This is a genomic window from Nocardia sp. CA-135953, from assembly GCF_050955735.1.
Lineage (GTDB): Bacteria > Actinomycetota > Actinomycetes > Mycobacteriales > Mycobacteriaceae > Nocardia.
The window spans coordinates 6,199,350-6,225,578 of sequence record NZ_CP192082.1 but is presented as its reverse complement, the minus strand read 5'-3'; the positions used below and the strand labels follow the sequence as shown (position 1 = coordinate 6,225,578).

Here is a 26,229-nt window from a genome sequence, read left to right as displayed (position 1 = left end):
GATGACGCTGAAACCGCTGTTCAGCACTCCTTTTTCGGGGTTTCGACATCGGTGGCCCACGCCAGGATCGACCGAATGTAGCGCAGTACCAGCTCATCCGGGTACCGCTGTGCATCAGCTAGATGCAGCCGAGCCAATTCCTCCAATGCCGCGAGCATGATTCGCTCGGTCGCGCCATCCGGATCGACGGTGACTCCGGCGTGGCGCGACAGATGCCGCGCGCCGATCGTCCGCGCGTAGGCCCGGCCGAGTTCGAGCCGGTCGCGCAGATCCGACGGTCCGCCGTCGGGTGGGCTGAGGATGATCCGCCAACTGGTCGGCGCGGCATGCAGATAGGCGAGAATGCCGCGGCCGATCCGATCAGCATCGTCATCGGTGTCGGACCAGTCGAGAGTGCCGATACCGGCCAGTGCGATGGCCGATTCGCGATCCACCAGCGCGGTCATCAATCCGGACAGATCGGTGAACTGCTGATACACCAGTGCCCGTGCGACCTCGCCCTCGCGTGCGACCCGCTCGATACTCACCGCACCGAAGCCGTCGACGGCGACGATGTCGCGCGCCACATCGAGTAGTTGTGCGCGCCGGTCGGCCGCGGACATGCGGCGCTTGGGCGTGGGGTGTGGCTTCGCAGTGGGGTGCTCAGACATCGAGCGCTCCGTGGTCACGGCAACGACGGTAGCGCAAGTAGCAGGTCCACCGCCTTGGCAGCGCTCTGCACCGCGCTCTCCATGGTGGCCGACCAGTCGGTCGCGGTCCAATCGCCGGCCAGCACCAGCGTCGGCACCGAGGTGCGCTGACCCGGGCGCAGGCCGTGCGTACCCAGTACCTGGGAGAAGGTCGCCCTCGGCATCCGAACCACATGTCCCTGAACGACTTTCGCGTGCTCGGCGTCCGGGTAGTAGCGGCGTAGTAGGCGCATCTGTTCGTCGATGATCTGCTCGTTGGTCTTGTGGATCTGCTCGTACGCGCCGCTGGTGGTCAGGCAGTACAGCCAGGCCTGATCGGTGCTGCGCCCGGTCATCCGCTGTCGGTCGAAGACCTCGTCGATGACGCCGGTGCCGCCGATCAGCGCCTCGAATTCGGCCTCGGTGCCGAGCGGTCGGTCCAGGTACAGGTTGGTGCTGACGATCGGTGTAACGCCCAATTTATCTGCGGCGGCATAGATTTCGGAATGTTCTGGCAGATCGTCGAGCAGCCCGCCGATATTCGAATTCGGTATCGCACAGATGACGGCATCGGCCGCGACGATCGAGCCGTCGGCGAGCGTCACCCCGGTCACCGCGCCATTGTCGATATTGATCCGGCGGGCCACGGCGCGATGGCGGACCTCGACGCCAAATTTCTCGAAAACCCTTTGGGCCCCGGTGATATAGAGCGTATCGAGATCGGTGGTCGGGTAGCCGATGGTGACCGACCGACGATGTTTCATCCCGAGTCGGATGCCGGTGGCAAGCAAATCGGCGAGGATCTTGGCCGATTCCTGCTGCACCGGTTCGGCCGCCAGGCCGAGAGCGAGCCAGTCCCACAACGCTTCTCGCGCCGGAGCGGGCATGCCGACCCGGTTGAACCACTGTTCGGTGGTGAGGTCGGCAAGGCAATCGGGCTGGTGCAGGCTCTGCCAGCCGAGGCGCGCCGTGGCGCGGGCCGCGCGCAGCCGATCGAGCAGGCTCGCGTCGGGATGTGCGCCGAACAGGGTGCGCCAGGCGCCCCAGCCCTTCGTCACTATCGGTGTGCTGCGTCCGCCCGGCCAGCGCAGTGTGCCGCCCTTCGGAAAGGCGACGTATTGGCGGGTGCCGATGCTGTTCAGATAGCGGAACAGGTGGTCGTAACCGCTGGCGATCACATGCTGGCCGTTATCGGGAAGGTCATCGGCCGCTTCGACTTTCATCGCATGCGTCCGGCCGCCGAGTCGGCCGCGACGTTCCAGCAGGGTCACCTGCTTACCCGCCTCGGCCAACCAGACCGCGGACGCGAGCCCGGCCAATCCGCCCCCGATGACCACATACCGCCGCGGATCGTTCACGATGCACTCCCTATATTACTTGCATTCTGCAAGTTAATCGGGAGTGCTTGGGCCGTCAAGGGTTTTGGCTATACGCCGATCTGCTCCATGGCGTGGAATTCGATCGAACTGTGCGCGGAGAACACCGTGACCTCGTCGCCGTGGTCGCGCACCAGTTCGCGCAACCGCCGCTGATTCTCGATGCGGGCGGCAGGAAGTGTCTGTACATTCTTCTCGAACATGGCTGTTCCGAGCGGTTGTCGCGGACGAACCGGGTCGAGGACGCCGGGATGGAAGTAGGCGTCGCCCGCGGACAGCAGCCACCCGTCCCCGGTGTCGACGGCGACGCCCGCATGGCCACGGGTATGCCCGGCGAGCGGGATGATCAGGATTTCCGGTGGCAGGCCGGTCAATTCGCGCACCGCGTCGAAACCGAACCAGCTGTCACCGGTATCCGCGTACGACTCCCAGCGCGGACCGTGCCGGAACTGAGGTTCCTTGTAGCGCAAGCGTTCTTCGCGCGTATGTCCGCCTTGCAAGGCGCGCAGTTCCTCCGCGTGTACGTGCACCCGCGCGTCCGGGAAGTCGGCGAGGCCGCCCGCATGGTCGAGATCGAGATGGGTGAGCACGATATCGCGGACGTCCGCGCGCCGGTAGCCCAGCGCCTCGATCTGGCGCACCGCGGTCTGTGCGAGATCGAGTACCGGATTGGTCAGCCGGATGAAGCGGCGACCGAGCCATTCCTCGGGTCGGTGCACCGCCTGCTCGCCGACTCCGGTCTCCACAAGGGCGAGTCCGGAGTCGAGTTCGAGGAGCAGGCAGTGGCAGACCATTTCGGCGCGGCGGAAGATGCTGCCGGTGCCGTCGAGGAGTCGGCCGCCGAGAGGGCGCATGGTGCCGCAATTGAGGTGGTGCACGCGCATCAGGAGAGCTCCCGTTCGAAGGTGGTACGCAGGTGGGCGGCGACCGTGCGCAGCGGCGCGACATCACGCTTGGTTTTGGCGAGCATGAGGGCGCCCTCGATCGTTGCGAGGGTGACAGTCGAAAGTTCGGTGGCGCGCTCCTGATCGATTCCCTTGTCCCGCAGGTGCTTTTCGATCGACTCGCGCCAGGATTCGAAACCGGTGACGCAGGCCTGCCTGATCGTCTCGCTCTCGCGCCCCGCGTCGAGTGCGATGGTCGCGATGGGGCAGCCGCGTTCGAAATCGGAATCGACCAGCAGTGCGGTGAGGACGTCGAAGACGGTGGCGATATCGCCGCCGTCGGTGAGAATGGCGTCGAGCTGATCGCGCAGTTGCCTGCTCGATTGGGTAAGAGCCTCGGCGGCGAGTTGCTCTTTGCCGCCGGGGAAGTGGAAGTAGAGCGAGCCCTTGGGTGCGCCGCCCGCGCTGACGAGTTGATTCAGGCCGGTGGCGTGATAGCCCTGGGTGTGGAAGAGGTCGGCCGCGGCGTCGATGAAGCGTTGGCGGGAGTCGGTGCGAGGTGCCACGCCTTTATGCTACGTCAACTATGACGACCGGTCTAGCTGGTTCGGAAGCCGGCGGATCTTCGAGGTCGGTGGCGGTGGATTCGCGATGCTCGAATCGTCGATCGGGGACGGCAAATGGTTGCCTTCGGTGTGGTCAGGCGGGTTCTGGCTGGCAGCGGGGACAGAAGTAGATGCCGCGTTCGCGCTGGGTGATGCGGTCGGACTGGGGGTTTCGGCCTGTTCGGCCAGGTTCGGGTTCGGTCTCGCCGAGTAAATGGACGACCATGCGGGTGCCGCAGCGCTGGCACGGCCGCCGGGCGCGGCCGTAGGCAAGTGGCCGCCACGGTGGTTCGGTGGCGGCCTTGGCCAGTACGCGATGCGCTTCGTGTACGAGGGCGAGCAGGTCGGGCACGTCGCCGACCGGTGTGGCCGGGTGGACGCGGCGCAGGAAGCAGATTTCGCTGCGGAAGATATTGCCGATTCCGGCCAGGTTGCGCTGGTCGAGTAGGGCGAGGCCGATCGGTTGCGCCGGATATCGTGCCAGCCGTCGCACCGCCTCGGTCACATCCCAGTTCGCGCCGAGCAGGTCCGGCCCGAGATGGTCGGTGGCGGTGTGCTCGTCCGCGCGGCGCAGCACCTCGACGGTGCCGAGCGAAAAGCCCACCGCCTCGGTGTCATCGGTGCCGAGCACCAGCCGGGCGGTCACCGGCGGCCGCGTCCACCGTTCACCGGCGCAGTAGGTCCGCCATTCGCCCTCCATCTTCAAATGCGTATGGACGCTGACCTCGTCGGTTCGGACGAACAGATGCTTGCCATAGCTGGCGACCCCCTCGACCCGCTGCCCGACCAGATCGACCGTCGCATGGCGCGGCACCCGAAAATCGCTGCGGATCAGCGTCTTTCCTGCCAACGCGAGCCGCAGTCTGGCCGCGGTCAGGAATACGGTGTCGCCTTCAGGCATGGCTCGACCATAGGTTGATCCGGGCCGGGCTCACACTCCGAAGTGTGAATCCGCACTTCCCCATGCGATTCCCGCTTTTCAGGGTGCGTGTGGTTGCCGCGTGGTTCTCGTCTTTCAGTGTGTGAAGGCCTGTTGAGGCGACTGCCCGAGTGATGTCGCCGTGCACTGGTTCGTCGTCGGAGCGCGGCTTGCTCCGCAATCGCGGGCCGCGTGGGGTGACCGAGAATCCGGCCTTGCTTTGCGGCGTGCGAGTGGCCTTTGCTGCGGGGGTGGTGTCGCGGTGGGCGGCTCGGGTCACGGCTTGCTCCGTAGTCGGAGGCCGCGTGGGGTTACCGGGAGTCCGGCCTTGCTTTGCGGCGTGCGAGTGGCCTTTGCTGCGGGGGTGGTGTCGCGGTGGGCGGCTCGGGTCACGGCTTGCTCCGTAGTCGGAGGCCGCGTGGGGTCGCGGAGAATCCGGCCTCGGTGAGGAAACCGGCGAAGGTGTTGCCGTGCACGGTTTCTCCGTCGACTCGGTCGATCACGAGTGAGTCGACGCGGCGGTCGCGCACCAAGTCGGCCAGGGCGGTGGCTGCGGCTTGGCGGATGTTCGGGTCCTCGGTGAAGGTCAGCAGGGTTTTACCGCCGCGCTCCAGATACAGCGCGAGATCGCCGTCGACGACCACGACGATGGCGCCGGCCTTGCGCCCGGGACGGTGCCCCGGGCCCTCGGACGGTCCCTTCGGCCATGGCAGTGCCGCGCCGTAGGGGTTTGCGGGATCGCTTGCCGCCAAGGCGAATGCGGTGCTGCGGCGTTGTCCACCGGTGCCGGGGCGGATGCGCTCGGTGTCGAAGGAGCGCAGTCGGTCCACCACATCGGTGGTGGAGAACTGTGCGCCGCCCAGCGAATCGATGAAATAGCCGCGACGGCAACGGCCGCGATCCTCGAATTCGGTGAGCACTCGGTACATGAGGGCGAATCCACCCGGTACGCCCTCGTTCTGCACCGAACCGCGGGTCAGCACGCCGTACCGTTCCAGCAGGGTGTCGGCCGTTGCGTGGGCGCGCAGGGTGTTGTCCACTACCCGCTCCGGCAGCAGCGACCAGCGGCCCGCGACGGCGGGCGGTCCGGATCTGGTGGGCATATTCGGCCGTGGGAGGTAGGCACGTCCGCGCGGTGCGCGCCGTGGTGTGCGATGGGCGGTAGTGGTCCGTGCGGTACCCGAGAGCAGGGCGCGAACGGGGGTGAAGGTGTCACCGGAGACCACGCCTGCCCAGACGAGCTCCCACAATGCATCCGCCACTTTGGTGTCGTCGAGGACTCCGGTGGCGTCGGAGAGTTGCCGGAAGAAGTACGCGCCGCCGCCGTGCAGGACCGGGGGAAGTCGCAATGGCGAACCATCTCGGCCCGCTGAACCGTTGGTGGTCACCGAGGTGCCTGGCGTCACCGAATTGCCCCGCACCGCTGAAACATCCTGTGCTGCATCATCATCCAGTGATACGACCTGGCCTGATCCGGTGCCGGGCTCGGTATCGGCATCGATGGGCATCCAGGGGGCGATCGATGCGCCCAACGCGCCGAGCAGGCGCAGATGCACCTCGGACAGTTCGATCTCGTCGGCGGGTGTCAGGGTGAACGGGGCCTGATCGGCCAGGTGCAGGGCAATCCAGCCGTCCTTTGCGGTGATGGCGCCGTGCCCGGACCAGATGACCTCACCGGTGGCCATCAACTCGTCCAACATGGCGGGTGAGTAGTCGCGCACCCGCGCCGGCAAAATCAGCGACTCCCATGCGGAAGCGGGAATCGGCACTCCCGCAAGCTGTTCCACCACCGCCGCGACCCCGTCGACCCCGCGCAGTTCACCGGTGCCGATGTGCTGCCAGGACGGCAGGAACCGGCCGAAGGCGGCGGTGGCGACCGGCTCGACCTCATGCCGGGCGGCCGCGAGCGACCGGCGGCGCAATCGGCGCAGTACCTGGCTGTCGCACCACTCCGAGCCACTGGCCGCAGGTGTGAATTCGCCCTCCACCACGCGCTTTTCCGCGACCAGCCGATGCAGTGCCGTCGCCGCGACCGCGGTGCCGAGTCCGAAACGGGCGGCCACGGCCTCGGTAGTGAACGGTCCGTGTGTGCGGGCGTAGCGCCCGACCAGGTCGCCGAGCGGATCAGCGACCGGTTCGATGAATGCGGCGGGGGTGCCGATCGGGAGCGGCACGCCGAGCGCGTCGCGCAGGCGCGCGGCATCTTCCACCGCGACCCACCAGGTTCGTCCGGCGAACGTGACCTCGAGTGCGCGCTTGGATTTCACCAGGCCGGCGAACCATCCCGCCGGATCACCGGTGGGCTCCGCATCGTCGAGTCGAACGCCGACGCACCGCTGCGCGGCTTCCTCGGCAGTAAGCGGTCCGAGCAACCGCAACAGATCGGCCAGCCCCTCCGCATCCCGCGCCAACCGTTCGGGTGTGAGCCGTTGCAATTCCCGCTCGATCTGCTCGATAACGGTGGCGTCCAACAACTCCCGCAGCTCCACCCGCCCGAGCAGTTCGGCGAGCAGACTGGAATCGAGCGACAGTGCGGCGGCCCGACGTTCGGCAAGCGGACTGTCCCCGTCATACATGAACTGCCCGATGTAATCGAACAGCAGGGAGTTGGCGAATGGTGACGGCGTAGCGGTCTCGACCTCGACGAGTCGCACCTGGCGACGCGCCACCCGCCCGAGCAGATCGCGCAGCGACGGCAGATCGTAAACGTCACGCAGACATTCGCGCACCGTCTCCAACAGGATAGGAAAGTCCGGAAACTTCCGCGCGACATCGAGCAATTGCGCCGACCGCTGCCGCTGCTGCCACAGCGGCGCACGCTTACCCGGATCGCGTCGAGGCAGCAGCAGTGCCCGTGCCGCGCACTCCCGGAATCGCGATGCGAACAGCGCTGATCCGCCGACCTGCTCGGTGACGATATCGTCGATCTCATCGGGCTCGAACACGAAAAGCTCGGCACAGGGCGGATCGTCGGTGGTATCGGGCAGTCGCACGACAATGCCGTCGTCGGAGGCATTCGGCGCGACGTCCACGCCGAACCGCTCCCGCAGCCGCGCGCCGATCGCCAATGCCCACGGTGCGTGCACCGGCAGGCCGTACGGCGAATGCAACACCAGCCGCCAATCGCCGAGCTCGTCGCGGAAGCGCTCGACGATCAGGGTCTTGTCGGTGGGCAATTGTCCGGTGGCAGTGCGTTGTTCATCGAGTAGCGTCACCAGATTCGTGGTGGCATTGTCGTCGAGCCCCGCGCCACGCAAGAGTGCGTCTACTGCTGGATCCGCTGAGGAGCTCTTCTTTCCATCGGTGTCGGGATCCACACCCTTCGGCGCGTGCACACCGGCCTTGCGAATGAATTCCCCGAGCGCCGCCCCTAATTCGGCGGGACGACCCAGTCCGTCACCATGCCAGAACGGCAACCGCCCCGGCTGCCCGAATGCGGGTGTGACCAGCACCCGGTCGAAGGTGATCTCCTCGATGCGCCAGCTGGTCGCGCCGAGGGCGAATACATCGCCGACGCGTGATTCGTACACCATCTCCTCATCGAGTTCGCCCACCCGCGAGGCGCCGGGAGCGGAGCCTGCGGAGCGACCCGATGAGTCACTGCCGCCGACCATGTAGACCGCGAAAAGGCCACGATCCGGGATGGCGCCACCCGAGGTGACGGCCAGTCGCTGTGCACCTGGCCGACCGGTGAGCGTGCCCGCGTCGCGGTCCCAGACCAGCCGGGGCCGCAGTTCGGCGAACTCGTCGGACGGATAGCGACCGGCGAGCAGATCGAGCACCGATTCATACGCCGACCTGGGCAGCGACGCGTAATTGCCGGTGCCGCGCACGGTTTCGAACCAGGCGTCGACATCGATGGGCTCGAGTGCGCAGGCCGCGACGGTCTGCTGGGCCAGGATGTCCAAGGGATGCGCGGGAACTCGCAGTGCCTCGATCTGCCCCGCCGTCATCCGCTGCGAGGCGACCGCGCAGTGGATGACATCGGTGCGATGCTTCGGGAACAGCACCCCGCGCGAGATCTCACCGACCTGGTGCCCGGCCCGCCCGACCCGCTGCAACCCACTCGCCACCGACGGCGGCGCCTCCACCTGCACCACCAAATCGACCGCGCCCATATCGATTCCGAGTTCGAGACTGCTGGTGGCGACGACGCAGCGCAGCCGTCCGCTCTTGAGATCGTCCTCGATCAGCGCCCGCTGCTCCTTGCTCACCGAACCGTGGTGTGCCCGGGCCAGCAGCGGATCCGCGCCGTGGATCACTTCGGTGGACGCACCGAGTTGGGCGGGCGGTTTGTGCCCGCCGCGCGCGTCAGGCCCGGAGGTGGCAGCTTGCGTTACCACGGAGGGCCCCGCGCGTGGCGTATCGGACACCGTCTCGACGGCCTCGCCCAGCCGCGCGGCATAGGCCTCATTGAGCCGCGCGGTCAGGCGCTCGGCCAACCTGCGCGAATTCGCGAAGACGATCGAAGATCGGTGGTCCAGCACCAGATCCACGATCGCCTCGTCCACATGCGGCCAGATCGACCCGGGCTGATCGGAATCGCCCGGTTCGGTCATGTCCGCTATCGGCACACGCACGGACAGATCGAAGGTCTTCGGCGCCGGCGGCGAAACGATGGTGATCGGTGCATTTCCAACCAGGAACCGGCCGACCTCCTCGGGCGGTCGCACCGTCGCCGAGAGCCCGATCCGCTGCGCGGGCCGCTCGGTCAGCAGATCCATCCGGGCCAGCGACAGCGCCAGATGCGCGCCGCGCTTACCGCCCGCGATGGCGTGCACCTCGTCCACGATCACCGTGCCGACATCGCTCAGCGTCTCCCTGGCCGCGGAGGTGAGCATCAGAAACAGTGATTCGGGCGTGGTGATCAGAATGTCGGGCGGTGTCCGCTGCATCGATCGCCGGTCCGCCGGACTGGTATCGCCGGACCGAACGCCGACGGTGATCGTCGGCGGGTCCAGGCCGAGCCGCTTCGCGGTCTGGGTGACCCCGACCAGCGGTGCGCGCAGATTCCGCTCGACGTCGACCGCCAATGCCTTCAGCGGTGACACATAGAGCACCGACGTGTCGACCTTGCCCTCGGGCTTCGGCCGGGTCGCGAGTTGATCGATGGCCCACAGAAAGGCCGACAGCGTCTTACCCGAACCGGTCGGCGCGACGACCAAGGTGTGCTCACCCGCGGCAATGGCCTGCCATGCGCCCAGCTGCGCGGCCGTGGGCGCGGGAAATGCGCCGTCGAACCACTCCTGGGTCGCGGTGGAGAACTGGGCCATGGCATCAGTGTGCACCCGGGCACCGACAACCGGCAGCGGCGGCCGGAATACCTCGAGTCGGGCAAATGGCTCACGGCCCGAGCGAAGGGGTGGCAATCGAAGTACGGCCGCCAGCGCCGCGCCGTACGCTTCCAACCGTGCAAAAGGTGCTCAGACTCGACCTGGTCAGCCATGGCATGACCGAGGCGATGCGAAAGGCACGTTTTCCAGTAGACGAATCGCTGACCGAGGCCGGTCGCCGAGCAATCGCGGCGTATGGCCGCCTGACCGCGGCGCGCGTGCTGACCGGACCCGAACGCCGGACCGTGGAAACGGCTGCGCTGATGGGACTTCCGGGCGAGGAGGACGCCCGGCTGCGCGATCTGGATGCCGGCGCGTGGCGCGGCGGCGAACTGATGTCGGTGCCGCAGGACGAGCTATACGCCTGGCTGACCGACCCGCAGTTCCGTGGTCACGGTGGCGAATCCGTCACCGATGTGGTCGAGCGGACCAGGTACTGGATGGCCGAAATCGCCTCCGAGGGCATGTCCACTATCGCGGTCACCCATCCGGCGGTGATCCGCGCGGCGCTGCTGGTGACCCTTGACGCGCCGCCGAAATCGTTCTGGCGGATCGACATTCCGCCGGGCAGCGTCACCAGGCTGCATTACCGCGGCGAATGGACATTGCACTTCACGGCGTGACAGCGTGTCCGACACCCGCTGCACGGGTTATTCGACACCGCCCTTCCCGGGCGTCGTCGGTTCACGCCACGATCGCGGTGTGAACGTCGGTTTCCGCGTCCTCCGGGCCGGTTTCACCTGCACCCGTAGGGTGCCGATACGCCCATCAAGGTGTCGGGAGGCTCAGGTGCGCCTCATCTGCGGAGTCGCCGCCGCGATGCTGCCAGGCCGGTCTGAAGTTTGGGTGCCACTTGTGGCTCAGCCGAATTGGATGCCCTGCGCCAATGGCAACTGATCGGAGTAGTTGACGGTGTTGGTCGCGCGCCGCATGTACGCCTTCCACGAGTCCGACCCGGATTCCCGCCCACCGCCGGTCTGCTTCTCTCCGCCGAACGCGCCGCCGATCTCCGCGCCGGAGGTGCCGATATTGACGTTGGCGATGCCGCAGTCCGAGCCGTCGGCGGCGAGGAAGCGTTCGGCCTCGCGCTGGTCGGCGGTGAAGACGGCCGAGGAAAGGCCTTGCGGAACACCGTTGTGCAGGTCGATGGCGGCGTCGAAGTCGCGGTAGGTGAGCACGTACAGGATCGGTGCGAAGGTTTCCTCGCGGACCACGGCGGTCTGGGCGGGCATGCGCACGATCGCGGGACGCACGTAGAAGGCCTCATCGCCGAAGCCGTCGACTCGCTCACCGCCGCAGACCAATTCGCCGCCGTCGGCGAGCGCACGATCGATCGCCGCCCGCATCCCTTCGTAGGCACGGCCGTTGATCAGCGGGCCGACGAGCACACCATCGTCGAGCGGATTGCCGACGCGCAGTTGTCGATACGCCCCGGCCACGCGATCCAGCAGCGGCCCGACGACATCGGCGTGCACGATCAGCCGACGCAAGGTCGTACAGCGCTGTCCGGCTGTACCCGCCGCCGCGAATACGATGCCGCGCGCCGCCAACTCCAGATCCGCCGTGGGTGTGACGATCGCACCGTTGTTACCGCCCAACTCCAGCAGGCATCGCCCGAACCGAGCGGCCACCCGCGGCGCCACCGTACGGCCCATTCGCACCGAACCGGTCGCGCTCACCAGCGCCACGCGCTCGTCCTCGACCAGCCAGGACCCGACGTCCGCGCCACCTTGAATCAGTTGATGCACTTCGGGATCCGCGCCCACATCGGCCGCCGCGCGGCGCAGCAGCGTATGGCATGCCAGCGCCGTCAGCGGTGTCGTCTCCGACGGCTTCCACACCACTGTGTCGCCGCAGACCAGCGCGAGGGCGGTATTCCACGCCCACACCGCGACCGGGAAGTTGAATGCCGAGATGACCCCGACCACGCCGAGCGGATGCCAGGTCTCCATCAGCCGATGTCCGGGTCGCTCCGAGGGCATGGTCTTGCCGTAGAGCTGGCGCGACAGACCGATCGCGAATTCGCAGATATCGATCATCTCCTGCACCTCGCCGACGGCCTCCGCGCCGATCTTCCCCGCCTCCAGGGTGACCAACTCGCCGAGTTCGACCTTGTGCACAGTGAGCAGTTCGGCCAGTCGCCGCACCACCCCGGCCCGCACCGGCGCGGGTACGGTGCGCCAGCCGCGGAAGGCCTCCGCGGCCCGCTCGATCGCCGCGTCCGCGGCGTCGAGGGAATCGGCGGGCAGGGTCATGAGCGTGCCGCCGGTGATCGGCGTCCGTGCGGGCAGCTCGCCCGCGACCGGTGTCGGTGCGCCGAGTGTGTGCAGCAGTTCGGCCGCCCGGGTCGCCAGGTTCTCGGTCAGGTGGTCGTCGAGCGTATCTGTCATCGGTTGCTCCGCTTTAGCTTTGGGTCGGCGAACAATATCGGATGGGTACGGTGCGTTAACGAGCAGAAGTTTTTGCCACGAGTAGCCTCCGCTGGGTTAGCCTTCGCTGATGGCGGATACACCGGCAAGACCCGTACTCGATGACATCGATCGCCTGCTCATTCGTGAACTGATGGCCGATGGTCGCGCCACCCTGTCGAATCTGGCCGAAAAGGCGAGCTTATCGGTCTCCGCCGTGCAGTCGCGGGTCCGCAGACTAGAGGCGCGCGGTGTGATCCGTGGCTATACCGCGCATGTCGATCCAGAGGCGCTCGGGCAACTGTTGTCGGCATTCGTCGCCATCACTCCTCTCGACCCCTCGCAACCCGATGACGCGCCTGCCGTGCTGCAACATATCCCGGGGATCGAGGCATGCCATTCGGTGGCCGGTGACGAGAGTTACATGTTGCTGGTGCGGGTGGCCTCTCCCCGGCACCTCGAGCAGTTGCTGCAGGAGATCAGGGCGACCGCCAACGTGCGAACTCGAAGCACCATCATCTTGCAGACATTCTACGACAGATAGCGTCTGGCCGTAATTGCTCCGTTATTACGTAGAATTTTCATAAAGATTTTCGTACCCTACTGATGTGACCATCGAACTGGAGCGCACCCGCGCGGGGAGTGGCACTGCACCGGTCATCCCCGCCTCCCGGGTACACGAGATCCTGTCGGCACACATCCTCGCCGACGGATTCGACCTGGTGCTGGATCTACGGAAATCCCGTGGCTGCCTGATCGTCGACGAACGAGACGGCAGCTCCTACCTCGACATGTTCGGCTTCTTCGCCTCGAATGCCCTCGGCATGAACCATCCCGCCCTGGCCGAGGACGAAGAGTTCCGCGCGGAACTGAGCGTCGCGGCGCTCAACAAGCCGAGCAACTCCGATATCTACACCGTCGAGATGGCCCGCTTCGTCGAAGCTTTCGTGCGGGTGCTCGGCGATACCCGGCTACCGCACCTGTTCTTCATCGACGGTGGCGGACCGGCGGTGGAGAACGCACTCAAGGTCGCGTTCGACTGGAAGAGCAGGCATAACGAATCCCACGGGCGCGCATCGGAACTCGGCACCAAGGTGCTGCATCTGACCGGAGCGTTCCACGGCCGCACCGGTTACACCATGTCGCTGACCAACACCGACCCGGTGAAGACGGCCCGCTTCCCCAAGTTCGATTGGCCGCGCATCGATGCGCCGTTCCTGGCCGACGGTGTCGATATCGCCGCCGCGGAAGCACACGCACTCGACCAGGCGCGCCGCGCCTTCGCCGAAAACCCACACGACATAGCGTGTTTCATCGCCGAGCCGATCCAGGGCGAGGGCGGCGACCGGCATATGCGCCCGCAGTTCCTGCAGGCCGTGCAGCGGCTCTGCCGTGAGAACGACGCGCTGTTCATCCTCGACGAGGTGCAGACCGGCGTCGGCATGACCGGAACCACTTGGGCCTACCAACAACTCGGGCTCGAGCCCGATATCGTCGCGTTCGGCAAGAAGACCCAGGTCTGCGGCATCATGGCGGGCGGGCGCGTGAACGAGGTGCCCGACAACGTCTTCGTGGTCAGCTCTCGGATAAATTCCACCTGGGGCGGCAACCTCACCGATATGGTGCGGACCCGGCGCATCCTCGAGGTGTTCGAGCGCGATGAGCTGATCGAGCGGTCACGGCCGCTCGGCGCGCATCTGCTGCGGCGTCTGGAACAGCTTGCGGCCGACCATCCTCGGGTTACCGAACCGCGCGGACGCGGCTTGATGTGTGCCATCACGCTGGCCTCGGCCGAACTGCGGGACGAGGTGCTGACCGCGCTGCGGGAACGCGAGCATGTGCTGATTCTCGGCACCGGCGAACGCGGCATCCGGTTCCGGCCGCCGCTCACCGTTACCGAATCGGAGCTGGATGCCGTGGTCGATGCGCTCGATCGGGTGCTCAACGACGCCGGATAGTTATCCGACCGCAAACGGAAATTTGACTGTCCGAGTACGTATTTCCGGATGATTCGGGCAAACCGTCGCGCCCTGGCGGCGATAGCTGTGGAATCCGGGCGGCAACGCCTAGGCTTCGCACCCATGTCATCTCGTCTTCACCACCTCCTGGCACGGTGCAGCGCGTGAACCGACAGCGCAATCACCGTACCTGCGCACCACTGCTCGCCTCGCTGACCGCCCTCGTGACGGTCGCGGGGTGCGCCCCGAGCGAGGCCGGATCGGTGGGTGTGCCGACTCCGCCGCCCACCACGGTCGCCGCCCCGACCAGCGCGGCACCGCCGCATCTGGAGAATCTGCTACCCGGCATGCCGCCACCGCTGTCGCCGACCGACGTCTATGCCGCGAACCGGGAGTTGAGTCCGGCGGTGGCCGATCATCGGCCCCTGGTCTACGTGCCGAACAGTGAATCGCATTCGGTTTCGGTGATCGACCCGGCAACCTTCCAGGTGATCGACAATTTCCCGGCCGGTGGTCGCGAACCCCAGCATGTGGTGCCGTCCTATGACATGCAGACGCTGTATGTCACCAATGATCTGCCGATCGGCGGAGGCACCCTGCTGCCGATCGATCCGCGCACCGGCAAACCCGGCGAACCCTTCCCGGTGCGCGACCCCTACAACATGTACTACACGCCGGATGGCCGATACGCGCTGGTCGTCGCCGAGGCGGATAAGTCGCTGGACTTCTACGATCCGCACACCTGGCAGAAGGTGCACGCCCTCGCGGTGCCCGACTGCGCGGGCGTTGACCATATGGACTTCACAGCCGACGGTCGATTCGCCGTGGTCAGTTGTGAATTCATCGGCCGCATGCTGGTTTTCGATGTGGCCGAGCGCGAGGTGGTCAAGATGATCGACCTGCCGGGCGGTCGTGGCGGCATGCCGCAGGACGTCAAACTGTCCCCGGACGGGCGCACCTTCTTCATCGCCGATATGGTCGCGGACGGCATCTACACCATTGACGCATCATCTTGGGAGAACACAGGTTTCGTGCCGACCGGCAAAGGCACCCACGGCCTGTATGTCACACGCGACTCCAAACAGATGCTCATCACCAACCGCCGCGAGGGCAGCATTTCCGTCTGGGATTTCGCCGCAAATGCCCTGGTGCACAAGTGGTTCATACCGGGCGGCGGCAGTCCTGACATGGGCAACCTCTCCGCGGACGGCCGCGTTTTCTGGGTATCGGGTCGAAACCACGGTGAGGTGTACGCCATCGATATCGAGAACTGGAACCTGCTGGCGCGCATTCCCGTTGGGCGTGGGGCGCACGGACTCACCATCTGGCCGCAACCGGGCCGCTACTCAACCGGACACACCGGTGTGATGCGCTGAATCGGCCACTGGCTCAAGGGAGTCGGAGGCCGAGTCCGCCTGCTACGAAGCGGCGGACCGCGGTGGTACCGGTTTCGAGGGCTGGCTCGTAACCGGGGCGGGCCCAGCCGGTGAGTTCGGCGGTGTTGCCTGCACCGGGTGTGACGACGATTTCGGCGACCAGTTCGGCAGTGGTGGGTTCGCAGACGGCCCAGGAGAAATGGGATTCGTCATCCCACTGCTCGGTGCGGCGGGAGACGTAGTCGGGATCGGTGATACCGCCGTCGGCGAGGGCGGGGCGGTCATCGATACGGTCGTCGGCGCGCAAAGCACGCAGGTACCAGGTGCCCGCATTGATTTCGACGGGCTCCATCAGTCCTCCAGCTCCCTACGGCGGCGACGGTCGCGCGGGCGGCGACGTCGATGCTCGTGCCGACCGCCGAACAGCAGTGCGCCCGCGAGCGGGATGGCGAGGAACCAGAGCCAGCTGCCGGTGACGAAGAAGAGGATGACGGCGAGGATCGGGATCACCGCCATCACCCGCTCCGGCCACTCGGCGATGAACCCGGAATCGGGTTTGGCGGGCGCCGCGGCAACGGGTGCGGGTTCGGGCAGGTCGACGAAGACTTTATCCAGTTCGCCGCGAGTCAGCGCGGCCGCGACCACGGCGCTGCGCTCGTCGAACTCCGCAACGCTGAGCCGCCCGGCGGCGAAATGATCGGACAAGCGCTGCATCGCTTGCTCACGCTCCGCGGTGCCGATGCGAATCTCGGGCAGGTCACTCATAACAGCAAGGCTAGCGGCTTTTGCTGAACGCTCCCGTGCTCCCGCATCGACGCCGTACTCGTCGAATTTCACGACGCCGAGCGGGCAGGTTGCGTCATGATCGCCTATACCACCGGAACCAATTGGCGGATTCTGTAATGCCGGTGTGGATTTCGGGTAGCCAAAAGATGAACGGAAGGTAGTAGGAGGTTCGACATGGGCAAGACGTGGTTCGGCCACTACCGCCTCGATCGGTTGCTCGGCACCGGTGAGACCGGGCAGGTCTGGCTCGCCCGGGACACCGTCGCCGACCGCGCTGTCGCACTCAAGGTGCTGGCCTGCTCGCACGCCGCGGATCCGACCTGCCGACTGCGATTCACCAGGGAGGCTCGCCTGGCGGCCCAGGCCCCGGGACCGCACCGGGTTCCGATCCACACCTTCGGCGAACTCGACGGCCGCCTCTATATCGATATGGAGTTCATCGAGGGCACCGATGTCAGCGCATTGCTGCGGGACGGCGGGCCGCTGGATCCGGCGCGTGCCGTCGCGATCATCGCGCAGACCGCGATGGCGCTCGATGCCATGCACCGGGTCGGCCTGGTGCACCGCGATGTCAAGCCCTCCAACATCATGGTGGGCCCGACCGGGTTCGTCCACCTGATCGACTTCGGCATCGCGCATCGCATTGATCAGCCCGCGATCACGGCCCACGGCAATGTGGTCGGCACCCTGGCATATATGGCACCGGAACGCTTCGACGGTGTCGCCGACGCGCCCGCGGACCAATACTCACTGGCCTGCGTTCTGTACGAATGCCTCACCGGCCAAAGACCTTTCGGCGATGTCGACTCCCCACAGCAACTGCGCGCCCACCTGCTGACCGCCCCACCCAGCGCCACCACCCTGAACCCCGCCGTACCCGCGACCCTGGACGCCGTCATCACCCACGCCATGGCCAAGGACCCGAGCCAGCGCTATTCCAGCGCAGGCGAATTCGCCTCCGCGGCGTATGTCGCGGTGACCGGCCGCGAGGCCTCGACCGTCGAGATCGCAGCGGAAAGTGTGCCGACAAACTATGGCCTGCCCGAGCCGTGGCGTGCGGCCGAGTCGCTCGGCGTCGGTGCCGAGCCACGCGTCCCCGAGCCGACGAGGGTCGCCGGGTCTGTGGGCGGGCCGATGCGGGTCGGTAAGGCCGAGGGGCAGGGAATACGTGATGTCGGCGGTATGCGTCATTCGATGTGGGGCGGCTGGTCTGGGGGTCAGCCGGGGCGCGGCGATGCGGCCGCAGTCGAGCGGACGCGGGATGTTCGGGCCTCCAGTGAGTCGACGTGGGTTGGCGGGGGTGTCGCGGAGCCGGGGCGAGATGTCGAGTTGGCGTGGGGAGTTGGGCCGGGGCACGCGGCTGCTGCCATTGCTGCGTTGGTCGCTGTGATCTGGTTGGGGCTGTGGTTGGGGCGGCCGGGGGGCGAAACAAGTTCCGCGGCACCGTCGTCTGGCAGGACTACTACCCCTACTGTTCCCGCATCGTTGGTGCCGCCACAGTCGGCGCAGGCGGCGACGCCGAATTTGGTGATTCCGGGTGTGGGGCAACTGTGCAATCCGGATATCGACGGCATTGGTACCGCTGCCGACGGAACACCGCTCGCATGTCGAACTGCGGGTGGTGGCAACGCGAATTGGGTTCCCGCGCAGCCCTTCGGCGAGGTACCCGAACAGCAGTCCGAACCCACGATCGTTGGCAATGGAAATCCGCATGTGGACAACTCGGCCAATGGCGACTCGGGCAACGACAAGCCGAACAAGGGCAAGCCCGGCCATGGCGGCCGCGCCAAGCCGGGCAAGTAAAGCATTGCCGAAGGGCGCACCTCGGCGTTTGCGGCGGTCGTGTGTCGCCGATTGAGTAGGACTACGTAGGGGAGCTCACACTGGTCGAGGATGGGTGGCGGGGTTAGGGTCGGGATAGGTTCGGCGATGCGGTTTCGATCGGGTTGCCGCCCCACTCCGCAATGGCGCGGCCATCCGCCTCGTCCCAGCGATGGAGGTCAGTGATGGGGGAACAGTTCGGAAAGTACCGGCTCGACCGTTTGCTCGGACGGGGCGGTATGGGGGCGGTATGGCTGGCGCATGACAGTGAAACCGGGCGCACGGTCGCGCTGAAGGTGTTGGCGGAGCAGGTGGCCGCCGATGCGGACTATCGAAAGCGGTTCCAGCGGGAGGCGCGGCTCGGATCGAGTCTGCGACATCCGCATATCGTGCCGATCCACGGTTTCGGGGAACTCGACGGCCGGTTGTACATCGATATGGAGTACATCGATGGCATCGACCTGGCCGAAATGCTGACCAGGGTCGGCACTTTGACACCTGCGGCGGCCGTCGACTTCGTGACGCAGGCGGCCTCGGGTCTGGATGCGGCGCATCGAGCCGGGCTGATCCACCGCGATGTCAAACCGTCGAACATCCTGGTCGGCACCGGTGGGCATGCATATCTGATCGACTTCGGCATTGCGCGGAGCCTGGGCCAGACGGCCGTCACCGCCACCGGCATGGCCATCGGCAGCTGGGCCTATATGGCGCCGGAACGTTTCAACGGCACCGTCGACGCCCGCTCCGACGTCTACTCCCTGGCCTGCGTCCTCTACGAATGCCTGACCGGTCGCCGCCCCTACGGCGACACCGACCCGGCCCGTCAGATGCACGGCCACCTGATGACCGACCCGCCCCGCGTATCGACCGTGAACCCCGCGGTCCCAATGGAATTGGACGCGGTGATCGCCCGCGGCATGGCCAAGGACCAGACCCACCGCTATCCCACCGCCCGCGAATTCGCCGCCGCCGCATACGCGGCCGCCGCCTTCGCGCGCCTCCCAGACCCCACACCGCATCCATCGACACCCGACGTGGCCACCCCCTCTGCCCAGCACTCGACACCCAATGCGCCGACTGCGTCCGCTCGGCCACCAGCGGTGCTCGCCCCGCAGCCTCCACTCCCAGATGCGCCGCGGCCGCAAGCGTCGCAATCGGCTTCGGCCCAGCCTGCACACCCGGATGCGCCGCAGTCGCATCCGTCGCGGTCGGCACCCCAGCCTCCGCTCTCAGGCGCACCACAGCCGCACGCGCCGTTACCCCAGACTCGACGTCCGGCAGCAGATGTGCAGCCGACACCGACGCGCGCGGAGACACCCGCGCGGACGCGAGTGGAGACACCCGCGCGGACGCGACTGGAGACCCACGCGCCACCACAGGTGAAGACACACACGCCGTCTCCGTCGGCAGAATCACCAGCGTCACCCGTCAAGTCGCCGAAGCCACTCGATCCCACCAAGATCCTGCCCGAGCCCGGCCCGACGCCGACACTCGTGGCAACCCGATTGGCACCGCAGCCGGTGATACCCGCCGCACCGCGGCATTCCCCATGGTCACCGAATCGTCCTGCGGTCCAACCGACGCCGGTCGTCCGCGCAGCGAAACGCGTTGCACCACAACCGCGGCGGGCTCCGCTCGCCCCTCGCTGGTCGGTCTCACAGCGCCGCCCATGGATCGCGCCACCGCGGCGCAAGTATCAGCGTCGGCGGCGTAAGTCCTTCCTGTCCAGGCTGGTCGGCGCACTCGTGGTGATCTTCCTGACCCCGTTCATGCTGGCTGCGGGATGTGCCGCGCTGATCGCCTTCGGCAATACCGGTAGCGGCGGCGGCACGCGCACGGCCGATCCATCCGCCGCGGTGCGTGACGGCGATACCGCGCAATCAGCCGAGCCGCCCGCGCCGGTAGCTGCCGGCTTGAACAGCCCGGTTCGCGACGGCAAGTTCGAATTCGTGGTCACCTCGGTGGATTCCGGTGTCCCGCGGATCGGATTGCAGAATGCGAGCGGCTCGTATTCCGTGGTCACCGTCGAGGTCCGCAATACTTCCGACGAGGCGAAGTGGTTCCTGCCGGTCGGCCAACGTCTCGTGGACACCGAGGGCCGCCAAGTCGACCACAACGCGATCGCGACCATGTGGCAGACCACCCAGCGCCGCTACGGCTATTCGTTCGAACTCCAGCCCGGCCAAACGGCCACCACCCAGCTGGTCTTCGACATCGCGCAGAATGCCACTCCGAGTCGGCTCGAACTACACGACTTCATGCTCTCCAACGGCGCCACCGTCGAACTGGACTAGCGCGGCCAGGGACGCATGCACGGCTTGCCGCCCGATCGTCAATGCCTGGTAGAGCAGCGCGGTATCGCGCGCGGCGCTATCCACATCCGGGGAGCCGAGGGGCGGGTGGATCTGCAGAGCCGCATCCCCGAGACTCGCCAGGAAGTTGTCCTCGACGGCCTGCTGATGGGGCCGCTGCAGCCAGGCGCGGTAAGCCCCCGGTGCCCTGACGCGCAGATAGCTACCCCCGACGACCTGGTGCAGCCGCGGCGCGGGTGGGCGCTTTTCATCGGTGCGTCGGGTGCGCAGCACCAAGGCGTGCGTCGCGCCGTCGCGCACCGCGGTGCGGATCGGCACGGTTTCGGACAGCCCACCATCCAGATATTCGGCACCCCCGAGCGGCACCGGCGGACCCGCGAGAATCGGCAGCCCCGCCGAGGCCCGCAGCGCGGTCATCAGCGTCGGCTTGTCGACGATATGCCGACGCAGATCGACCGCGTGCCCGCTGCGGATATCGGTGCCGATCGGATGAAAGGTGGTGCTATTGGCCAGAATCGCCGGAAAATCCATCGGCTCGATGCCGTCGTAGACCTGGTTCACCAGGTAGTCCAGATCGAAGGCGGGACGCCCGCGCAGCAGCCGGGCCGGATCGACCGCGCGCCGCATGATCACCGGATCGGTCCAGGCCCGCATGCCCGACTTTGCCCGCCCGCACAAGAACCAGGCCGCGTTGATCGCCCCTGCCGATGTGCCGTATACGGCATCGAAAACCGCGGCGAGCCCGAGTTCCTCGAGCGCCTGCACCATCCCACTGGAGTAGACGCCGCGGCTGCCGCCACCCTCGACGACCAAGGCGAGGCGGTATCCGTCGGCGCGGCTGGCTGATTCACGTCGACCGCGGATGACCTCCGCGACGGTGGGCACGACGGCAGAGCTGGTCACCGATCCACGATACGACAGAGCGGGCGCGGACGTAGGTGTCCAGCGCCCGCTCCGAGACGGTCTTCGCCAGCTGTTTACTTGATCTCTGCCAGCACGGTGCCCTGGGTGATGGCCGCGCCCGCCTCCACGGACAGTCCGGTGACCACACCGGCCTTGTGCGCGTTGACGGGGTTCTCCATCTTCATGGCCTCGAGCACCACGATCAGATCGCCCGCCTCGACCGACTGGCCCTCTTCGACCGCGACCTTGACCACGGTGCCCTGCATCGGCGCGGTGACCGCGTCACCGGAGGCCGCACCGCCGCCTGCGCCGCCACGCTTGCGCGGCTTGGGCTTCTTGCGGATCACTCCCGCGCCATTGCTGCCCGCACCCGCGGCGCCGGCGCCGACGGTGAAGTTGCCCGGCAGCGACACCTCGACCCGGCGTCCGCCGACCTCGACGACGACCTTCTGCCGCGGCAGATCCTCGTCCTCGTCAGCGTCGGCACCGGCCGGGGTGTACGGCTCGACGGTGTTGACCCACTCGGTCTCGATCCACTTGGTGTAGACGTCGAATTTCTCGCCGTCACCGATGAACGCCGGGTCCTCGACGATCGCGCGGTGGAACGGGATGACCGTCGCCAGCCCCTCGACGTGGAATTCGGCCAGCGCGCGCCGGGCCCGCTGCAGCGCCTGCTCGCGGTTCTCGCCGGTGACGATCAGCTTGGCCAGCATCGAGTCGAACTGACCGCCGATCACACTGCCCTGCACCACACCGGAATCGACGCGCACACCCGGACCGCTGGGCTCTTCGTACACCGACACCGGACCGGGCGCGGGCAGGAAGCCGCGGCCGGCGTCCTCACCGTTGATCCGGAATTCGAAGGCGTGCCCGCGCGGCGTCGGATCCTCTTTGATCGCCAGCTCGTGGCCCTCGGCGATGCGGAACTGCTGACGCACCAGGTCGATTCCCGCGGTCTCCTCGGTGACCGGGTGCTCGACCTGCAGGCGGGTGTTCACCTCGAGGAACGACACGGTGTCGCCCTGCACCAGGTACTCCACGGTGCCCGCACCGTAGTAACCGGCCTCCTTGCAGATGGCCTTGGCCGAAGCATGAATACGCGCGCGCTGGTCATCGGTCAGGAACGGCGCGGGCGCCTCCTCGACCAGTTTCTGGAACCGGCGCTGCAGCGAGCAGTCGCGGGTACCGGCGACCACGACATTGCCGTGCTTGTCGGCGATGACCTGCGCCTCGACGTGGCGGGCCTTGTCCAGGTACTGCTCGACGAAGCATTCACCGCGACCGAACGCCGCGGTGGCCTCGCGGACAGCGGAGTCGAACAGCTCCGGAATCTCGTCGATGGTGTGCGCGACCTTCATACCGCGACCGCCACCACCGAAGGCGGCCTTGATCGCGACGGGCACGCCGTACTCCTTGGCGAACTCCACCACCTCGGCCGCGTTCTTGACCGGATCCTTGGTGCCCGCCGCCATCGGCGCCTTCGCGCGCTCGGCGATGTGGCGCGCGGTGACCTTGTCGCCGAGGTCGCGGATGGACTGCGGGGAGGGGCCGATCCAGATCAGCCCGGCGTCGATGACGGCCTGGGCGAAGTCGGCGTTCTCGGAAAGGAATCCGTAGCCGGGGTGGATGGCGTCGGCGCCGGACTTGGCCGCGGCGTCGAGGATCTTGTCGAAGACGAGGTACGACTCGGCCGAGGTCTGCCCGCCGAGGGCGAATGCCTCGTCGGCGAGTTTCACGAAGGGGGCATCGGCATCCGGCTCCGCGTACACCGCGACACTGCCGATACCGGCATCCTTGGCCGCCCGGATCACGCGAACGGCGATCTCGCCTCGGTTAGCTACGAGCACCTTCGATATCCGCGCGCTGGCATGGCTGGGCACTGAGCCTCCTGTTAGCAATCTTCTTGGTCGCCCGTGGTCGACATACTTCCGTCTCGGGCGAGTGTAGGCAGTCTGCCAACAACCGCCGCACTCGGATAGCCCTACTCCACGGTAGGTCACACATCACAATGCGCATTCCGTTGTGATGCGCCCAGATCACGGCTATCGGGCGCGCGCCTTGCGGGTACCGGCCGTCGGTGCGTCACCCGGTTCATACCCCTTGGCAATCGGCATACGAACCGAGTTGCCCCATTCGGTCCAGGACCCGTCGTACTTGCGCACGCTTTCGAACCCGAGCAGATAGGTCAGCACGAACCAGGTGTGGCTGGACCGCTCGCCGACCTGGCTGTAGACGACCAGATCATCCGCGATCGCCAGCGCGCCATAGATATCGTCCAATTCGGCCCGGGAGCGGAAGCGCCCGCCGCTGTGGAATGCCTCGGTCCACGGAATGTTGGTCGCGGTCGGAATATGTCCGCCGCGCAGCGCCGCGTGCTCGGGATCGGCAGGCGGCTGGATCAGCTCACCGGAGTACTCCTCGGGGGAGCGCACGTCGATCAGCGGCTTGCCGAGGTGTGCCAGCACATCCTCGCGGAACGCCCGCACCGAACTGTCATCGCGCCGGACCGTCGGATATTCGCTGCGCGGCAGATAAGGCGGGTCGAAGGTGGTGTCGCGCACCTCGGAGATCCACGCGTCCCGTCCGCCGTCGAGCAGTCGCACATCCGGATGCCCGAACAGGGTGAAGACCCAGAACGTATGCGCAGCTTGCGCGTTGCCTCGATCGCCGTAGATCACCACGGTATCGTCGCGCTCGATTCCCTTGGCGCGCATCAACTCGGTGAACCGGGCACCGTCGATATAGTCACGCGTGACCGGATCGTTGAGGTCGCCCCGCCAGTCGATCTTGGTGGCGCCTGGAACGTGTCCGATGTCATAGAGCAGGATGTCTTCGTTGGACTCGATGATCTTCAGTCCCGGCGTGCCGATGTTTGCCGACAGCCACTCTGTGGTTACTAGTCGGTGAGGATGTGCGTACGAACCGAAGGCTGGATGAGAGTCCGGGGCAGCGGGCACGATATGGGTCCTTCACACGAGGTAGACGGGTGGTTACAGCAGTTCGGGTCTCACGCCGATGTTGGGTGTGAGGCGTTAGTGAAACTCGTTTCAGATCACAAATCGGCTGAATGGGCGAATAAATCGCACCCTCATCCGATAAAGTCTCCCGGGAGGAGGGGTGAGCTATGTCCGATTCTTGGCCGAGGCGTCGACTGCTCGCGATCCTACGTGGCGCCAGCGAACCTCTCGACGCCCAAGAACTGGCCAGAATCACCGGACAGCACGTCACCACTGTTCGGTTCCATCTGGATGTGCTTACCAGGGAATCGCTGGTGCGGCAGTTCCAGCAACCACCGCGCGGCCGTGGGCGCCCGCGCATCGGCTACAGCGCGGTCCAGCGATCGGTTGGTTATCAGGAACTCGCCCAGGTCCTGGCCGATCAGCTCGGCCCTGATCCGCGGCGTCGCTCCGAGGCGGCCATTGCCGCCGGACGTGCCTGGGGCGCCAAACTCGACGCGGGTGACCATGCGGTCGAATCGCTGGTGGACGCCAAGGACGTCACCATGACGCTGATGTCCGAACTGGGTTTCGCGCCGGAGCGTGACGCGGCCGCCGAAACCGATGAACAGGTGCTGATCCGGCTCACCGCCTGCCCGCTGCGCGAACTCGCGCGCACCCATTCCGAGGTGGTGTGCGGCGTGCACCTGGGCTTGATCAAAGAGGTGCTCGACCGCAACGGGGTGCGTGGTGAGGTGAATGCCCGGCTGCAACCATTCGTCGAGCCGGAGCTCTGCGTGGTTCGACTGGAACTCATGGCGCGGCGGGAGCCGGAGCGCGACGCGACACCGGTGCCGATCGGCGCGGAGGCCGGGACGGAGGCGCGGATCGCGCCGCCGTCAGCTGGGCGAGTGCCGCCACAACTGCGCAATGCCGACCCCAACGTCGCCAAGCAGTCGGCGCAGCAGTGGTAGTCCGATCCCGATAACGCTCGACGGATCGCCATCGATGCGATCGACGAACCAACCGCCCATGCCATCGAGGGTGAAAGCACCGGCCACCTGCAACGGCTCGCCGGTCGCGATGTAGGCGTCCAGTTCCTCGGGTTCGGGCTTGGCGAAATGCACTGTGGTGGAGCTGCAGTCGACGGATTCGGCGACGATTTCGCCGTCGCGGATGCGCAGGACGCAGTGGCCGGTAATGAGATCCGCACTGCGCCCGGCCATTTCGGCCCAGCGGGCCCGCGCGACCTCGGGCGTATGCGGCTTACCCTGCAGTTCGCCGTCGACGAGCAGCATCGAATCACAGCCGACCACAACGCAATCCGCGGCGAAATCCGGAATCGTGGCGGCCACCGACCGTGCCTTGGCCCGCGCGAGTTCTACCACGACGACCTCGGGCGCCGTGCCGGGCGGCAGTGCCGCGGCGACGGCGTCCTCGTCGACATCGGAGATCCGGACGACGGGTTCGATGCCCGCCGAGCGCAATACCGCGCGGCGGGCGGGCGACGCGGAGGCGAGAACGAGTCTCGTCATCCGATCAGTCGCGCAGGTGTGACAGTTGCGGGAAAGAGTACGGAGAGAACGGCGAGGTGCCGCGGTGCATCAGGGTCGGGCGACCCCAGGAGTCGGACGGACCGACCGGTCCGCTACTCGCGCCGCCGTTCGCGGCCGCCGACAGCACACACACCAGCGCCGCGACTTCCTCGTCGGACGGCGCACCCTTGATGACTCGGATGAACGGCTGCTCGGCCACCACTGAGGCCGGTGCTGCCGCCGGTGCGGCCGCCTCGACCGCATCCGCGATCGGGTCGACTGTGAGATCCAGTTCGACGGCGGTCAACACATCTTCATCTGCCACGGTCGTCACAGTGCCAGATCCTCTCTCTATTTCGATCGAGCCCATGCCCAACTCGAAGACATATGGATCAAGCGATCATCATCC

At 66.8% G+C, this 26,229-nt stretch carries 21 protein-coding genes; 7 read left to right on the top strand and 14 right to left on the bottom strand.

What is annotated here, in order from left to right:
* Positions 1-20 precede the first annotated feature (20 nt).
* The 6 genes from ACQPXH_RS28620 to ACQPXH_RS28595 form a co-directional block, all read right to left on the bottom strand.
* On the bottom strand, positions 21-650 hold the full coding sequence (locus ACQPXH_RS28620) for a TetR/AcrR family transcriptional regulator (RefSeq protein ID WP_433599561.1): 630 nt from the start codon (positions 648-650) through the stop codon (positions 21-23).
* 14 nt (positions 651-664) lie between these two features.
* Positions 665-2,029 carry a hydroxysqualene dehydroxylase HpnE gene (gene hpnE / locus ACQPXH_RS28615; RefSeq protein ID WP_433603609.1) on the bottom strand — a complete coding sequence of 455 codons (1,365 nt, stop codon included), beginning with the start codon at positions 2,027-2,029 and terminating at the stop codon, positions 665-667.
* Between the two features lie 65 nt (positions 2,030-2,094).
* Positions 2,095-2,928: an MBL fold metallo-hydrolase gene (locus tag ACQPXH_RS28610; protein ID WP_433599560.1), complete on the bottom strand. Its 834-nt coding sequence runs from the start codon at positions 2,926-2,928 to the stop codon at positions 2,095-2,097.
* The gene (locus ACQPXH_RS28605; protein WP_433599559.1) at positions 2,928-3,494 is read right to left on the bottom strand and encodes a TetR/AcrR family transcriptional regulator; all 567 of its coding nucleotides are present in this window, start codon (positions 3,492-3,494) and stop codon (positions 2,928-2,930) included. The genes ACQPXH_RS28610 and ACQPXH_RS28605 overlap by 1 nt, the downstream gene beginning before the upstream one ends.
* A 133-nt stretch (positions 3,495-3,627) precedes the next feature.
* On the bottom strand, positions 3,628-4,434 hold the full coding sequence (locus tag ACQPXH_RS28600) for a DNA-formamidopyrimidine glycosylase family protein (RefSeq protein ID WP_433599558.1): 807 nt from the start codon (positions 4,432-4,434) through the stop codon (positions 3,628-3,630).
* Between the two features lie 407 nt (positions 4,435-4,841).
* Positions 4,842-9,725 (bottom strand): ATP-dependent helicase, encoded by a 4,884-nt coding sequence (locus ACQPXH_RS28595; RefSeq protein WP_433599557.1) that lies wholly within the window; start codon positions 9,723-9,725, stop codon positions 4,842-4,844.
* Positions 9,726-9,862: 137 nt separating this feature from the next.
* On the opposite strand from ACQPXH_RS28595, the gene ACQPXH_RS28590 reads away from it, so the two are divergent.
* Positions 9,863-10,408, top strand: a complete 546-nt coding sequence (locus ACQPXH_RS28590; protein WP_063038784.1) for a histidine phosphatase family protein — start codon at positions 9,863-9,865, stop codon at positions 10,406-10,408.
* A gap of 237 nt (positions 10,409-10,645) precedes the next feature.
* Here the strand turns inward: ACQPXH_RS28590 and amaB are convergent, their stop codons facing one another.
* Positions 10,646-12,175: an L-piperidine-6-carboxylate dehydrogenase gene (gene amaB, locus ACQPXH_RS28585; protein WP_433599556.1), complete on the bottom strand. Its 1,530-nt coding sequence runs from the start codon at positions 12,173-12,175 to the stop codon at positions 10,646-10,648.
* 109 nt (positions 12,176-12,284) lie between these two features.
* Between amaB and ACQPXH_RS28580 the strand changes: the two genes are divergently transcribed.
* From ACQPXH_RS28580 to ACQPXH_RS28570, 3 genes are all read left to right on the top strand, one after another.
* Positions 12,285-12,737: an Lrp/AsnC family transcriptional regulator gene (locus tag ACQPXH_RS28580; RefSeq protein WP_014981966.1), complete on the top strand. Its 453-nt coding sequence runs from the start codon at positions 12,285-12,287 to the stop codon at positions 12,735-12,737.
* A 64-nt stretch (positions 12,738-12,801) separates the two neighbouring features.
* Positions 12,802-14,151: an L-lysine 6-transaminase gene (gene lat, locus ACQPXH_RS28575; RefSeq protein ID WP_433599555.1), complete on the top strand. Its 1,350-nt coding sequence runs from the start codon at positions 12,802-12,804 to the stop codon at positions 14,149-14,151.
* 164 nt (positions 14,152-14,315) lie between these two features.
* Positions 14,316-15,527 (top strand): hypothetical protein, encoded by a 1,212-nt coding sequence (locus ACQPXH_RS28570; protein ID WP_433599554.1) that lies wholly within the window; start codon positions 14,316-14,318, stop codon positions 15,525-15,527.
* A gap of 13 nt (positions 15,528-15,540) precedes the next feature.
* On the opposite strand, the gene ACQPXH_RS28565 is transcribed toward ACQPXH_RS28570, so the two are convergent.
* Positions 15,541-15,879, bottom strand: coding sequence for a hypothetical protein (locus ACQPXH_RS28565; protein WP_433599553.1), 339 nt, complete (start codon positions 15,877-15,879; stop codon positions 15,541-15,543).
* Positions 15,879-16,292, bottom strand: a complete 414-nt coding sequence (locus ACQPXH_RS28560) for a DUF1707 SHOCT-like domain-containing protein (protein WP_433599552.1) — start codon at positions 16,290-16,292, stop codon at positions 15,879-15,881. The genes ACQPXH_RS28565 and ACQPXH_RS28560 overlap by 1 nt, the downstream gene beginning before the upstream one ends.
* 195 nt (positions 16,293-16,487) lie before the next feature.
* On the opposite strand from ACQPXH_RS28560, the gene ACQPXH_RS28555 reads away from it, so the two are divergent.
* Positions 16,488-18,116 (top strand): serine/threonine-protein kinase, encoded by a 1,629-nt coding sequence (locus tag ACQPXH_RS28555; protein ID WP_433599551.1) that lies wholly within the window; start codon positions 16,488-16,490, stop codon positions 18,114-18,116.
* 203 nt (positions 18,117-18,319) lie between these two features.
* On the top strand, positions 18,320-20,428 hold the full coding sequence (locus ACQPXH_RS28550; RefSeq protein WP_433599550.1) for a protein kinase domain-containing protein: 2,109 nt from the start codon (positions 18,320-18,322) through the stop codon (positions 20,426-20,428).
* Here ACQPXH_RS28550 and ACQPXH_RS28545 read toward each other — a convergent pair.
* The 3 genes from ACQPXH_RS28545 to ACQPXH_RS28535 all read right to left on the bottom strand — a co-directional run bounded on the left by ACQPXH_RS28545 (position 20,381) and on the right by ACQPXH_RS28535 (position 24,306).
* Positions 20,381-21,349: a patatin-like phospholipase family protein gene (locus tag ACQPXH_RS28545; RefSeq protein ID WP_433599549.1), complete on the bottom strand. Its 969-nt coding sequence runs from the start codon at positions 21,347-21,349 to the stop codon at positions 20,381-20,383. The genes ACQPXH_RS28550 and ACQPXH_RS28545 overlap by 48 nt on opposite strands.
* Positions 21,350-21,423: 74 nt before the next feature.
* On the bottom strand, positions 21,424-23,229 hold the full coding sequence (locus ACQPXH_RS28540; RefSeq protein WP_433599548.1) for an acetyl/propionyl/methylcrotonyl-CoA carboxylase subunit alpha: 1,806 nt from the start codon (positions 23,227-23,229) through the stop codon (positions 21,424-21,426).
* Positions 23,230-23,391: 162 nt separating this feature from the next.
* Positions 23,392-24,306 carry a sulfurtransferase gene (locus tag ACQPXH_RS28535; RefSeq protein WP_433599547.1) on the bottom strand — a complete coding sequence of 305 codons (915 nt, stop codon included), beginning with the start codon at positions 24,304-24,306 and terminating at the stop codon, positions 23,392-23,394.
* A 167-nt stretch (positions 24,307-24,473) separates the two neighbouring features.
* On the opposite strand from ACQPXH_RS28535, the gene ACQPXH_RS28530 reads away from it, so the two are divergent.
* Positions 24,474-25,259, top strand: a complete 786-nt coding sequence (locus tag ACQPXH_RS28530) for a helix-turn-helix transcriptional regulator (RefSeq protein WP_433599546.1) — start codon at positions 24,474-24,476, stop codon at positions 25,257-25,259.
* Here the strand turns inward: ACQPXH_RS28530 and ACQPXH_RS28525 are convergent.
* On the bottom strand, positions 25,185-25,820 hold the full coding sequence (locus tag ACQPXH_RS28525; protein ID WP_433599545.1) for a Maf family protein: 636 nt from the start codon (positions 25,818-25,820) through the stop codon (positions 25,185-25,187). The genes ACQPXH_RS28530 and ACQPXH_RS28525 overlap by 75 nt on opposite strands.
* 4 nt (positions 25,821-25,824) lie before the next feature.
* Positions 25,825-26,154 (bottom strand): acyl-CoA carboxylase subunit epsilon, encoded by a 330-nt coding sequence (locus tag ACQPXH_RS28520; RefSeq protein WP_433599544.1) that lies wholly within the window; start codon positions 26,152-26,154, stop codon positions 25,825-25,827.
* Positions 26,155-26,229 lie beyond the last annotated feature (75 nt).